Annotated in this window: 11 protein-coding genes, 1 tRNA gene and 1 pseudogene; 12 read left to right on the top strand and 1 reads right to left on the bottom strand. The window is 60.8% G+C overall.

The genetic code is table 11. The features are described 5' to 3' along the window. The 6 genes and pseudogenes from NW809_RS06185 to coaD form a co-directional block, all read left to right on the top strand. Nucleotides 1-187 (top strand): annotated as a pseudogene (locus tag NW809_RS06185) (FHA domain-containing protein); the annotation flags it as partial. A gap of 20 nt (nucleotides 188-207) precedes the next feature. Beyond that, a tRNA-Gln gene (locus NW809_RS06180) sits at nucleotides 208-279 on the top strand. A 211-nt stretch (nucleotides 280-490) separates the two neighbouring features. Further along, nucleotides 491-1,972 carry a cobyric acid synthase gene (locus NW809_RS06175; protein WP_414401747.1) on the top strand — a complete coding sequence of 494 codons (1,482 nt, stop codon included), beginning with the start codon at nucleotides 491-493 and terminating at the stop codon, nucleotides 1,970-1,972. A 68-nt stretch (nucleotides 1,973-2,040) separates the two neighbouring features. Then, a complete protein-coding gene (galE, locus tag NW809_RS06170; RefSeq protein WP_414401746.1) occupies nucleotides 2,041-3,051 on the top strand; it encodes a UDP-glucose 4-epimerase GalE in 1,011 nt (336 codons plus the stop codon). Between the two features lie 71 nt (nucleotides 3,052-3,122). Next, the gene (gene cutA, locus NW809_RS06165) at nucleotides 3,123-3,458 is read left to right on the top strand and encodes a divalent-cation tolerance protein CutA (RefSeq protein ID WP_414401745.1); all 336 of its coding nucleotides are present in this window, start codon (nucleotides 3,123-3,125) and stop codon (nucleotides 3,456-3,458) included. Between the two features lie 25 nt (nucleotides 3,459-3,483). Then, nucleotides 3,484-3,966 (top strand): pantetheine-phosphate adenylyltransferase, encoded by a 483-nt coding sequence (gene coaD / locus NW809_RS06160; RefSeq protein ID WP_414401744.1) that lies wholly within the window; start codon nucleotides 3,484-3,486, stop codon nucleotides 3,964-3,966. On the opposite strand, the gene psbQ is transcribed toward coaD, so the two are convergent. Beyond that, a complete protein-coding gene (psbQ, locus tag NW809_RS06155) occupies nucleotides 3,955-4,377 on the bottom strand; it encodes a photosystem II protein PsbQ (protein ID WP_414401743.1) in 423 nt (140 codons plus the stop codon). The genes coaD and psbQ overlap by 12 nt on opposite strands. Before the next feature lie 163 nt (nucleotides 4,378-4,540). Here psbQ and NW809_RS06150 point away from each other — a divergent pair, with 163 nt between their 5' ends. The 6 genes from NW809_RS06150 to NW809_RS06125 form a co-directional block, all read left to right on the top strand. Then, nucleotides 4,541-5,719, top strand: coding sequence for a TRC40/GET3/ArsA family transport-energizing ATPase (locus NW809_RS06150; protein ID WP_414390718.1), 1,179 nt, complete (start codon nucleotides 4,541-4,543; stop codon nucleotides 5,717-5,719). Nucleotides 5,720-6,061: 342 nt separating this feature from the next. Next, nucleotides 6,062-7,417, top strand: coding sequence for an FADH(2)-oxidizing methylenetetrahydrofolate--tRNA-(uracil(54)-C(5))-methyltransferase TrmFO (gene trmFO / locus NW809_RS06145; protein ID WP_414401748.1), 1,356 nt, complete (start codon nucleotides 6,062-6,064; stop codon nucleotides 7,415-7,417). Between the two features lie 57 nt (nucleotides 7,418-7,474). Further along, nucleotides 7,475-8,686 (top strand): acetate kinase, encoded by a 1,212-nt coding sequence (locus tag NW809_RS06140; RefSeq protein WP_099812726.1) that lies wholly within the window; start codon nucleotides 7,475-7,477, stop codon nucleotides 8,684-8,686. Nucleotides 8,687-8,860: 174 nt separating this feature from the next. Beyond that, a complete protein-coding gene (locus tag NW809_RS06135; protein WP_011431470.1) occupies nucleotides 8,861-9,331 on the top strand; it encodes a hypothetical protein in 471 nt (156 codons plus the stop codon). A gap of 540 nt (nucleotides 9,332-9,871) precedes the next feature. Next, nucleotides 9,872-10,414: an FHA domain-containing protein gene (locus tag NW809_RS06130; protein WP_011431471.1), complete on the top strand. Its 543-nt coding sequence runs from the start codon at nucleotides 9,872-9,874 to the stop codon at nucleotides 10,412-10,414. 165 nt (nucleotides 10,415-10,579) lie between these two features. Continuing rightward, on the top strand, nucleotides 10,580-12,502 hold a 1,923-nt coding region (locus tag NW809_RS06125), incomplete at its 3' end, for an FHA domain-containing protein (RefSeq protein WP_414401742.1).

The raw sequence follows: 12,502 nt of genomic DNA, 5'->3' as shown, positions 1-12,502 counted from the left end.
CTTGAGGAGTGGCGATGTTATCTACTTTGGGCCGGAGATCCGCGCCTACTTCTTCGAGGTGGCCCGCATTCCCCCTCTGCCCAACCCTTTTGAGGTCAACCCTGACCTCGGCAAAGGATCCAACTTGGTTCCTGAGGAGATGAGAGGTGGCCGCAGCCCGTTGACAGATCCAAGGTTGCATCGCTAAAGTAGTGAAGCAGTGTAAATTGGGGCATCGCCAAGCGGTAAGGCAGCGGGTTTTGGTCCCGCCATTCGGTGGTTCGAATCCATCTGCCCCAGTCTTAAGCTGGGCTAGGTCTGCTTGAGACAGCAGAAGGCTTTTTTGGGCAGTTCCCCTTCGCTGATTCGGGAACTTCTCGCTAGGCGCAAGGGTACGCTTTTTGCATTGCTGGCGCGAAGACTTTGGCCAGCAGAGGGCCAATCCGTCAACCTAGCGCAGTCGGCTTAGGGGAGAGGGTGGACAATCGGCCTGGGAGGGAAAGGGAGCCGAATGAGCAGTGCTTGCCGCTCCTTGATGGTGGTGGGGACTGCTTCCCATGTGGGCAAGACCCTTGTGGTGGCTGCCCTCTGTCGCCTCCTGAAGAAGGCGGGGAAGAGGGTTTCCCCCTTCAAGGCCCAGAACATGTCGCTGAATGCCTACGTCACCCCGGAGGGCCATGAGATTGCCTATGCGCAGGCTCTGCAGGCTTGGGCCGCCGGGATCCCGCCCGCGGTGGAGATGAACCCGATTTTGCTCAAGCCGCAGGGCAACCTGACTTCCCAGGTCGTCCTCAACGGCGTGGCAGTAGATACCTGTCGCGCCGGCGAGTACTACGAGCGCTGGTTTGCGCCGGCCTGGGAGGCGGTGAAAACGGCCCTGGCCCGCTTGCAACAGCAGTACGAGTGGATTATCTGCGAGGGGGCAGGCAGCCCGGCGGAGGTAAACCTCAAACACCGGGATCTGGCCAACACGCGGGTGGCTTTGCATCTGGGATCTCCCACCTGGCTGGTGGCGGACATCGACCGGGGTGGGGCGCTGGCCCATGTGGTGGGCACCCTGCAGTTGCTGGAGCCGGCCGAGCGGGCCCTGATTCGCGGCATTGTTATCAACAAGTTTCGCGGCGCACGGGAGCTGCTGCAGCCCGGCCTTGATTGGCTGGAGAACTACACCGGGATCCCCGTGGTTGGAGTTCTGCCCTGGCTGGACTGGGCGCTGCCTCAGGAAGATTCGCTGGGCCTGGAGGCCGGCCCCCAGCTCTGGGAAGTTCGCCGTCCCCGGCGGGGAGACCGGCTGGAGATTGCCGTGGTTCGCCTGCCCCAGGTGGCCAATTTCTCCGACTTCGACCCCTTGCTAGCAGAGCCCAGCGTCCATCTGCGCTGGGTTGGCCCTGGCCAGAGCCTGGGATCCCCCGATGTGGTCATCCTGCCCGGCAGCAAAACCACCCTCAAGGATCTGCTGGTGCTGCGCCAGAGTGGCCTAGCCGACCAACTGCGCCACTATTCCGGCCACATTGTTGGCATCTGCGGCGGGCTGCAGATGTTGGGACAAACCATCGCCGATCCCGAAGGCCGAGAGGGAGTTGCCGGCACCTACCCCGGGTTGGGCCTCTTGCCGCTGACTACTGTCTTGCAACCCACCAAGGTTACCCAGCAGGTGCAGACGCAAAGCCGCTGGCCCGCCCCCGCTCCCGTCCAGGGGTACGAAATCCATCAGGGATCCACCCAGGCCGATCCCGCTGGCTGCCTGCCGATCTTCGAGCAAGAAGGCCTGGGCTGGCGGGATCCCACAGGCCGGGTCTGGGGCAGCTATCTGCACGGCCTCTTCGACAACCACCGCTGGCGGCGCCACTGGCTAAACGAGCTGCGCCGCCAAAAAGGCTGGGATCCCTTGCCGGAGTTGGACGGCCACTATGCCCAGCAACGCGAAGAACTGCTGGATCGTCTGGCAGAGGCCTGGCGGCCTCATCTGGATTGGCATCAGCTCCTGGAATAGGCCGGGGCCATTGCCAAGGTCTGCAAGAGTAGCTGTATTCTAGACAGGAATTTCCTTCCCCCTGACCTATGCGGCTTCTGGTTACCGGCGGCGCGGGCTATATCGGCAGCCACACCTGTAAGGCCCTGGCAGCCCACGGCCACCTGCCAATTGCCTACGACAACCTGGTTTACGGCCACCCTTGGGCCGTTCGCTGGGGGCCTTTGGAAATCGGCGACATTGCCGACCGCCAGCGGCTGGATCAGGTCATTCGGCAGTATCGGCCCGAAGGGGTGATTCACTTTGCCGCCTATGCCTACGTGGGCGAGTCGGTCAAGGATCCGGGCAAATACTACCGCAACAACGTGGCCGGATCCCTGACCTTGCTGGAGGCCATGCGGGATCACGGGATCCCCTACCTTGTCTTCTCCAGCACCTGTGCCACTTACGGCGTGCCGGAGCAGATCCCGATCCCGGAAACCCACCCCCAGCGCCCCATCAACCCCTACGGCCAGAGCAAGCTGGTGGTGGAGCAGATGCTGCGGGACTTCCAGCTTGCCTACGGGATCCAATCCGTTAGCCTGCGCTACTTCAATGCCGCTGGCGCCGATCCTGACGGCGAAATCGGCGAGGCCCATGACCCAGAAACCCACCTCATCCCCCTAGCCCTAGAAGTTGCCGCTGGCCAGCGCTCTCACCTAACCATCTTTGGGGATGACTACGATACCCCTGACGGTACCTGTATCCGCGACTTCATCCATGTTGCCGACCTGGCGCAAGCCCATGTCTTGGCCCTAGAGGCGCTGGCGGCTGGCAAGCCTCTGCAACCTGCTTACAACTTGGGCAATGGCCAAGGTTTTTCTGTCCGGGAGGTGATTGCCACAGCCGAGGCCGTGACCGGCAAGCAGATCCCTGTGCAAGTGGGGGCGCGCCGACCCGGGGATCCGCCGCGGTTGGTGGGCGACGCCACGGCCATTACCCGTGACCTCAACTGGCGGCCTCGCTATACCAACTTGGCCGAGATCCTGCAGACAGCTTGGCGCTGGCACCAAAGGCGGCCCTATTTTGCCAAGGCCACACCGCCGCTCCGGGGGGCTTGACCCAACTGGGATGGCGATCCGAGGATCCAGCGGTACGATCAGGGGAGGTCGACGCCTAGAGCTTGCTTCCGATGGAGGAAAAGACCGCCCCCGATACCCTGGCGGTTGTCATGACCACCGTGGGATCCGAAGCCGACGCCCATCGTTTGGCACACACTCTGGTGGCCGAGCGCTATGTGGCCTGTGCCCAGGTGCTGCCGCCGATCACCTCCTACTACCGCTGGCAGGGATCCCTGCAGAGGGAGGCCGAGTTTTTGCTGTTGCTCAAATTGCCCTCCACTGCTTATCCCCGCCTGGAACAGCGGCTGCGGCAGCTCCACCCCTACCAGGAGCCGGAGATCCTGGCTATCCCGGCCAGCCACGTGAGTGCAACCTATTTGGCTTGGGCGCGAGAGCAGGTAGGGTAAGGAAAAGCGGTACTCCCCTTAGACCATGATCGCCCTCTATCCTGGCAGCTTTGACCCGATCACCCTTGGGCACCTCGATATCATCGAGCGGGCCAGCCGCCTGTTTTCCAAGGTGATCGTCGCCGTCTTGAAAAACCCCAACAAGACCCCTCTGTTCAGCCCGGAGCAGCGGCAGGCTCAGATTAGCCTTTCTGTTGCCCACCTAAAAAACGTTGAGGTCGATACTTTTTCCGGCTTGACAGTGGCTTATGCCCGCCAACGGGGGGCAAAAGTTATCGTGCGCGGCTTGCGCGTCTTGTCCGACTTTGACGTGGAGCTGCAGATGGCCCACACCAACAAGCTGCTGGCCCCCGAGCTGGAAACCCTTTTCCTTGCCACCGCCAGCGAACACAGCTTCGTCAGCAGCAGCCTGGTCAAGGAGGTGGCCAAGCTGGGCGGCCCCATCGATCACCTGGTGCCCCCGCCGGTAGTTCAAGATCTGCGGGAGCGTTTTCCCTTAGCTGGATGAAGGGATCCCTGCCTGGGAAAACAGGGCCTTCAGCTCTTGCAACGTCTTTCTCACCTTGGCCTGGGCCACCTCCACCTCCGGCTGGTCGTAGGCTTTGGCGGCAAAGTCCAGTTGCTCCAAGCCGCGGCCCATCTCCTTGGCCAGGCGCCGCATCTCCCGCTTGTGCTTGTCCGGCAGGGTGGCCGCCAGGCCGTTCAAGGTCTTGCGGGTCATGCCCATCGGCCCATGGATGTAGGAGCGGATCTCGAGCCAGTCCTCGGCATCCACCAGGCTCTGCAGCTGCTCCACCTGTTGCTCCAGCTGCTGCAGCTCTCGGGGCAAGGCGGCAGCCGCCTGGACGGGAAGGGATCCCAGCCACAGAGCCAATGTGAGGATGGCAATCAGCAGCAGATTGGGCCAACGACGCATCATCTTACACCTCCCATCCGCCTTCACAGGCTTGCTTTCTGGCCGTTACTTCCTTGGCCAGCCATAGGCAATCAATAGTGTACCTGGTAACTGCCCTCCAGGCCGCTGTGGGCAGAGGGGCAAATCGGTTAGCCTAGAGCTGTAAAAGAACGTAAAGAGCGCTCCCATGCAACGCATCATCCTCATGACCGGCAAAGGTGGGGTCGGCAAGACCTCGATGGCGGCAGCAACCGGCTGGCGTTGTGCCGAGCTCGGCCTGAAGACCCTGGTGTTGAGCACGGATCCGGCCCACTCCTTGGCCGACAGTTTCGACCAGCCCCTGGGCCACGAGCCGGTGGAGGTCAAGCCCAACCTCTGGGGAGCAGAGCTAGACGCCCTGCAGGAGCTGGAGCTGAACTGGGGATCCGTCAAGACCTACATCACGCAGGTGTTGCAGGCCCGCGGGCTGGATGGCGTGCAGGCCCAGGAGCTGGCGGTGCTGCCGGGGATGGACGAGATCTTCGCCCTGGTGCGGGTCAACCGCCACTACGACGAGGGCAAGTTTGATGTGCTGATTATCGACTCGGCTCCCACCGGTACGGCCTTGCGCCTTTTGAGCCTGCCCGATGTTTCCGGCTGGTACATGCGCAAGTTCTACAAACCTTTGCAGGGGTTGGCGCGGGTGCTGCGCCCCATTGCCGAGCCGATTGTAAAAGGGCTAACCGGGATCCCCCTGCCGGATGACCAGGTGCTGGATGCCCCCTACGAGTTCTACCAGAAGATCGAGCGGCTGGAGCGCATCCTCACCGACAACCGCATCACCTCGGTGCGCCTAGTCACCAACCCCGAAAAGATGGTGATCAAGGAGTCGCTGCGGGCCCATGCCTACCTCAGCCTCTACGGCGTCGCCACCGATTTGGTGATTGCCAACCGCATTTTGCCGGAAGGGGTGGTGGATCCCTACTTTGCCGCCTGGAAGGCCGCCCAGCAGAAATATCGCCAGGAGATCCACGAGAACTTTGCCCCCCTGCCGGTGGTGGAGATCCCGCTTTACCCAGAGGAGCTGGTGGGGTGGGACGCCCTGGCCCGCCTGAAAAAGGATCTCTGGGGGGATCGCAACCCGGCGGAGGTGTTCTACGCCGAGCAGACGATGAACGTGGCTAGCGACAACGGCCAGTACCGCCTGGATCTGTACTTGCCCGGGATCCCAAAAGAGCAGGTGGAGCTGAGCAAAACTGGCGACGAGCTCAACATCCGCATTGGCAACCACCGCCGCAACCTGGTGTTGCCCCAGACCCTGGCCGCCATGAAGCCGGCCCGTGCCAAGATGGAGGAAGATTACCTGCGCATCCATTTTGCCGCCTGAAGCCGCAGGGCAGTGTCCTGCTTGCCGTTTGCCAAAAAGTAGGCTTGTTGGAGTTGTTCCTGGTCGAGAGTGGGCATATTTGCAGGACGGGAGGAACTCTGGCTGGAAGAGAGCCCACGGAGGGGTGGGGAAGCGCCTTCATCTAGCTGTAGCCCTCTTCGGGCAAGGAGTTGGGCAGCAGCCTGGTTGGCCTCCATCGGTGGGGCCTATTCTCCAACCGCTTGCCCTACACCGTCCAGCTTGAGCCATGCTGATCATCAAGGTCACCTCCTTGGGAGGTTGCTCTTCTGGCCCAGCGAGGGCCCCTTTTTCGCTTCCTGAGGACTGTTGCGGGAGGTCATGATGCCCCATTCCATGAGCCGAGCAGAGACCCTAGCTCCCATCCATGTGGTGGGTGGGGGGCTGGCGGGGACAGAAGCCGCCTGGCAGATTGCCCAGTTGGGGGTGCCCGTCATCCTGTCGGAGATGCGCCCTGTGCGGCAGAGCCCGGCCCACCACACGGATCAACTGGGAGAGCTGGTGTGCAGCAATTCCTTCGGGGCCCTAGCCAGCGACCGGGCGGCAGGCCTGCTCAAGGAAGAGCTGCGCCAACTGGGATCCCTGGTGATCGCCACCGCGGATCGCCACGCTGTGCCGGCAGGGGGGGCCCTAGCTGTGGATCGGGCTCGCTTTAGCCAGGCCCTAACAGAAGCCATCGCCAACCATCCCCTCATCACCCTGCGCCGGGAGGAGGTGACCGGGATCCCGGAAGGGATAGCCGTCCTCTGCACGGGCCCGCTGACCAGCGAGCCCTTAGCTAAGGCGCTGCAAGCTTTTACGGGCCTGGAATACCTGAGCTTTTTTGACGCTTCCAGCCCCATTGTTACCGGGGATTCCCTCAACCGGGCGGTGGTGTTTCAGGCTTCCCGCTACGACAAGGGGGAAGCGGCCTACCTCAACTGCCCCATGACCGAGGCGGAGTACGAGTGCTTCTGGCAGGCGCTGGTGGAGGCCGAGCAGGTGCCCCTCAAAGACTTTGAAAAGGAGGAGCGCAAGTTTTTCGAGGGCTGCCTGCCCATTGAAGAAATGGCCCGCCGCGGCAAAGATACTCTCCGCTTTGGGCCCCTGAAGCCGGTGGGGCTGGTGGATCCGCGCACGGGATCGCGGCCCTATGCGGTGGTGCAGTTGCGCCAGGAGGACAAAGCGGGCAAGCTGTGGAACCTGGTGGGCTTTCAAACCAATTTGAAGTGGGGAGAACAGCAGCGGGTCTTTCGCCTCATCCCTGGCCTGGAGGCGGCGGAGTTTGTCCGCTTTGGCGTGATGCACCGCAACACCTTTTTGAATTCGCCGCAGCTTCTGTTGCCTACGTTGCAATTTCGCCGCCGGCCAACGCTGTTGGCTGCCGGCCAGTTGGTGGGCACCGAAGGCTACGCCTGTGCCGTGGCAGGAGGGTGGCTGGCCGGACAGAACGCCGCCCGCCTGGCCCTGGGGCTGCCTTTGATCACGCTGCCGCCGGAGACGATGATGGGATCCCTATTCCAGTTCATCAGCAGCGCTGATCCCAAGCACTTCCAGCCCATGCCGGCCAATTTTGGCTTCCTGCCGGAGCTGGAGGGGCAAAAAGTTCGCAGCAAACAAGAGCGCTACGCCCGCTACCGGGATCGCGCCTTGGCTGCTCTGGCGGCCACAGGCCTGGTGCGCCAGGCGCAAACTGCCTGAGTTCCCAACCCTGCAGGCGCAAACGGCCAGCTAGCCTGGAATAAAAGGAGGGATCCCGTGCCCATCCTGGTCGTCAACGCCGGCTCCAGCAGCCTCAAGTCCTCTCTCTTTGCAACCGTTGAGGGCAAGGTGGAGGCCACCCCCCTCTGGCAGGCGCAGGTGGACTTTGCCTACCAGTCCGGCCAAGTCTTGATTCAAACTCGGCGGCGGGGCGGCCCCTGGGAATCTTTTCCCCCCCTTGCCCCAGAAGCCGGCATTAGCGGTTTGGCTCCCCTCTTTCAAAGCCTCTGGCAGGGGGAGGGATCCCCGTTGGCCACAGCGGCTGAGATCAAGGCCATTGGCCACCGGGTGGTGCATGGGGGATCCCTCTATCGCCAGCCCACCTTGATTACGCCCGAGGTGGAACAGGCCATCGAGCAACTAAGCCCCCTGGCACCGGCTCACAATCCCCCTGCTCTTGAGGGCATTCGCCTCCTGCGCCAACTGTTGCCTGGGATCCCGCAGGTGGCTGTCTTCGACACCGCTTTTCACCAGCAGATGCCTGCGGCAGCCGCCCTCTATCCTCTTCCCTACGCCTGGGCCGAGCAAGGGATCCGCCGCTACGGCTTCCACGGCATCAACCACGAGCACTGCGCCCGCCGCGCCGCTGAGATCCTGGGCCGGCCCCTGGAAGAGCTGCAGCTCATCACCTGCCACCTGGGCAATGGCTGTTCTCTGGCGGCCATTCGCGGGGGCCACAGCGTCGACACCACCATGGGCTACACCCCCCTGGAGGGCCTGATGATGGGATCCCGCTCCGGCTCGGTGGATCCGGGGATCCTCATCCACCAGTTGCGCCGGGGCATGGACGTGGAGGAGCTGGATCGGATCTTGAACCGGGAATCGGGCTTGCAGGGCGTGTCCGGCCTCAGCAGCGACATGCGAGTGATCCTGGAAGCCATGCAGGCAGGCCATGCCCGCGCCGAGCTGGCCTTTAACCTCTTCATCCACCGCCTGCGCAGCCAGATTGGGGCCATGCTCATGAGCCTGGATCGGCTGGATGCTTTGGTCTTCTCCGGCGGCATCGGGGAAAACGCGGCGCCGGTACGGGCCGCAGCCTGTGCCAACCTAGGCTTTTTGGGGATCCAGATCGACCCAGTTCTCAACGCCGGATCCCCGCGCAACTGCGACATCAGCACCTCTGATGCTCCGGTGCGGGTGTTGGTCATCTCAGCCCAGGAAGACTGGGCCATTGCCAATGCCTGCCAAAAGCTCCTGCAAGAGGAATAGGCGAAGGAGCTCAGGCTGCTTCTAGCCAGGTTTTCTCCTTTCCAAGGACTGGCTCCGTCGAGACCCTCCCGCCACAATCGAGCCAAAGCCCTGGGCAGGGGAGGATAGGAGGAACCCTCCCTTTCTGCCAAGAGAAGACTTGCAACCCAGCTCATTTGAAGGTAACGGAAACCTATGCAGCCTGCCCAACTCCTGAACAGACGGATCCCCCTGCTGTGGCTCCTGGGCGTCGTTTTGGCGGGATGCGGGGAGACGACCAGCAGCAGCCCCCTGCCCCTGCCGACGCCCCTCCCTCCTCCTTCTCTCACCATCACCGATCTCTCGCCCCGCACCGTCCCCGTAGGGCAAACCCCCACCTTTGTCGTCTCCTTCCGCGTCGAGGCTCCTGCCGGGATCCGCGGATCCAACGCTTTCTTGGCTGCCGTCACCACTCCCCTGGGCAACTTTGTAACCCTAGGGGCTTTCGACGCTTCCCAATTGCCCGGCTGCTTCGTTGGAGCCACCGCCTGTACCGTAACAGGGCTTACCCTGCCCCAGAGCCGCTTTACCGTCACCCAGACGGGATCCCATCAGCTCACCATCAGTGTGTTCGATCGGCAGGAGCGGCTGGGCAGCGGCAGTTTCCCATTTACCGGAGTGCTTTGAAAACGGTTTGGATAAAGACACAGAGGATACTAGTCTTGCAGGATCCCCAGAAACTCAAAACTCACTCTAGGCCCTATCTCTCAGGTGGATTTCTGAGGCTTCCGGCCAAGGGATCAGGCCACCTCGGTCAAACTTGAACGGCCTCGCCGTTCCTGAGGAGATCGAGTTTTGTTGCTTCAAATCGGGTGGGGATAAAGTCGAGTATGTAGTCACTCTAAACATCATGGTCTAAACATCATGAATGAAACCTTTCCGTCTGGCTCCCCTCTCCCTCTGGAAGAGGAGCTGAGGGTGGTCGCGGAAGCGGCGCGGAGCGTTTGGGCACGGTCTCCAGCAGGAATGTAACTCGGAGATCCCAACTCAGGTGATCCGGATCAGCGCAAGCCTTTGGTCGGGGGAATAGGCTACAGTTATCCAAAAAGATAACAAAAGATAACAATTTTGACGAAAAAGACATCTTCTGCTTTTCCCAAGCTGACCTTTCGATATGCTGAAGCCGATCACAGGGAATGGAGGCACTGAACTGTGGAGAATGGGATCGTGTGTCAACTCACTTTAGAATGGACCGAGGCCGACCGGCGCCGATCGCAAACGGTTTCGCCTGTTCCCTCCAAGCTGGTTACCATTGGACGGGATCCGAGCTGTGATGTGGTGCTCAATGACCCAACTCGCTCGGTCTCAGGAGTTCACGCCGGGCTTTATTTTGATCCCAAAACCTTAAACTTTCACATTCGCAACTTAACTCGGGATCGTTTGCCTCCTAAGCAGCCCAACCCCGTCTGGGTGAATGGCCGAAAAATAATTCAGGAAGAGCTTGCGCTTGAGGCCAATAGCCAAATTCAGTTGGGGCACATTGTGCTGAGGGTGAAGTCTATAGAAGTGGCCAGGAAGAATCAGGGGGTTCCCCTCAGCCGCGGCACTTTGGACGCCCTCAAGGTTAAGTGCAGCCGCCTGGAAAACCCTCACTACCTGCCCCCAGAATATCAGGGTCAGAATTGTCCCTACTGTGGACATTTGGTCTTGAGCGCTACCTTGGTGATCCCTCCTCCAGAAGCTGGCAAAGCCCCACAACCTCCTCTCTAGAGGACCAACCCTTTCTATTCTTCTTACAGATCCCAGTGGCTGATCCAAGTCCGTGGGGGATAGAAAAAAGGGATCCCGGGCAAACCAAAAGTGACCTGTGAGGTCGCGCTGTTCTGTGTTTTCTCAATGGCCTCTTCATGATCTTTGTAAAGGTAAGCAGAAGCTATGCAAATTCAACTGAGCTGGGAAGATCCCATCACCGAAGAACAGCAGGAGCTGATTTTTCCATTGCCTCTTGCCTTGGGCAGGGAGCTGGCCCAATTGCCACAGGAATGGCAAGGTCGAGAAGTGGCGCGGGCTGTGTTTGCCAGCCAGGAGATCTCCCGTTATCACGCCCTCGTCTATCTCGGTGAGGATGGCCAGGTCATCTATGAAGATCGCAGTGCCAACGGCAGCCGCATCAATGGGGAAAAAATCCGTCAGGCACGCCGGGTGCTCCAGGGGGGAGAAGTGGTGGAGCTTGGCCCCTACAGCATCACCGTGGGTTTGGTGTCCCCCAGGGATCCCAATGCCACCCTTTTGACCGGCACCCCTACTCTTTTGCTGGAGCCGCGCACCGAACTGATTCGCCCGGCCACCCAACCCGACACCGCATTTGAGGTTCCCCCGGCTTCCACGGTGGTTTTTACCCCAGAGCAGCTTCCTGAAGTGCGGGCTGGCTCGGATTTTCCGCCGCCGGATTTGTTTCGAGCTGAGCAAATTGCCCTGAGCGCCCTCAAAGCCACCGGACTACCTGTGGAAGAGACCCTCTATTTGGCCTTGGGCGGCGGTATCGGCAGCTTTGTCTGGGTGGATACCCTGCGCATCTACGGGGTCAGACCGGAACACATCCGCGTCATCAGCATTGCCCGCAAACCCTACGAACGGTATGAACGGCTTTTGACCAACTGCCAGATCCCCCGCTGGAAGCGAATTCGCTCTGGCTCCGATTCTTGTCCAGACAACATTTGGGGCTGGCCCGGCTATGCCCTGCGAGATGCTTGGCGTTCCTTTTTCTCCGGCCGATTGTTGGAAGCATTCGGCTTTTTGTGGCAGGTATTTAGTGAGCCCTTGTTGGCAGATACCTATACGCCGCGGGCGGGGGATGTATTTGCCTCAATGGATCGGGAGGCAGCCCGAATTGGTTGGGAGCAAATGTTGTGTTACGGCCATATTCGCGCCATTCGCAAAACGGAGGATGGGCGATATGTGGTGGCCTATTCGGCAACGCGGCCCGGCCATACAGATCACCGTTTTATGGTGGCCAAGTATCTCCATTTGGCAACTGGATATCCGGCCATCAAGTTGCTCAACGACCTGCAGGAGTTTCGCGAAAAAACAGGAGATTTGAGATCGGTGGTACACGGCTATGAGCCTCATGATCACGTTTATGAGCAGTTGGAGAAACAAGGTGGCACCGTCCTAATTCGGGGATTTGGGATCGTCGCCTCTCAGGTGATGGAACGCCTTTACGAAGCCCGCAAAGTCAACCCCCGCATCTCGGTGGTGCATCTGAGCCGTGCGCCCAAAAGCGGTAATCGCTTCGGACGAGCCAAACGGGCAGTGGAGAACCATTGGGAGTTTCAGCCCTTCAACTGGCCCAAGGCCACTTGGGGAGGAGTTCTGCGTGCCAAATTGGAAGCGGCGACCCCCCTGGAACGGCGCGAACTGCTGGAAGCTTGGGGCGGCACCACGACAGCAAGTCGGCGGAAATGGCGGCGGATCGTGCGGCAAGGGTTGCGAGAGGGCTGGTACTCGATTGTGTTCGGCAAGGTGGAGTCGGTGGTTCCCGGCGACAAGGGTAAGCCGGTAACCTACATTCGAGGTACCCACAACAACACGCAATTAAAGGTGGAGGCCGATTTCGTTATCGACTGTACGGGTTTGGTTTCGGATCCCATGACCAATCCTCTCCTCAACGATCTAATTACCCACTACAACCTGCCCCTCAATCCTCACGGGCGCTTGCATGTCTCCAACGACTTTGAGCTGGTGGAGATGCGCAACTGGGATGGGCGAATGTACGCTGCCGGGATCATCACCTTGGGCGGGCCCTATGCGCCGGTGGATACGTTTTTAGGTTTACAGTACTGTGCCCATCGCTCGGTG

Origin of the sequence: Synechococcus sp. WC101 (genome assembly GCF_047461555.1) — a bacterium.
GTDB lineage: Bacteria > Cyanobacteriota > Cyanobacteriia > Thermostichales > Thermostichaceae > Thermostichus.
This window is presented reverse-complemented; position numbering and strand designations above follow the sequence as displayed.

What these genes read in the sequence shown, in the direction of transcription:
- NW809_RS06175 (WP_414401747.1), top strand. Translation starts at nt 491, where the DNA reads ATGAGCAGTGCTTGCCGCTCCTTGATGGTGGTGGGGACTGCTTCCCAT.
- galE (WP_414401746.1), top strand. Translation starts at nt 2,041, where the DNA reads ATGCGGCTTCTGGTTACCGGCGGCGCGGGCTATATCGGCAGCCACACC.
- cutA (WP_414401745.1), top strand. Translation starts at nt 3,123, where the DNA reads ATGGAGGAAAAGACCGCCCCCGATACCCTGGCGGTTGTCATGACCACC.
- coaD (WP_414401744.1), top strand. Translation starts at nt 3,484, where the DNA reads ATGATCGCCCTCTATCCTGGCAGCTTTGACCCGATCACCCTTGGGCAC.
- psbQ (WP_414401743.1), bottom strand. Translation starts at nt 4,377, where the DNA reads ATGATGCGTCGTTGGCCCAATCTGCTGCTGATTGCCATCCTCACATTG.
- NW809_RS06150 (WP_414390718.1), top strand. Translation starts at nt 4,541, where the DNA reads ATGCAACGCATCATCCTCATGACCGGCAAAGGTGGGGTCGGCAAGACC.
- trmFO (WP_414401748.1), top strand. Translation starts at nt 6,062, where the DNA reads ATGCCCCATTCCATGAGCCGAGCAGAGACCCTAGCTCCCATCCATGTG.
- NW809_RS06135 (WP_011431470.1), top strand. Translation starts at nt 8,861, where the DNA reads ATGCAGCCTGCCCAACTCCTGAACAGACGGATCCCCCTGCTGTGGCTC.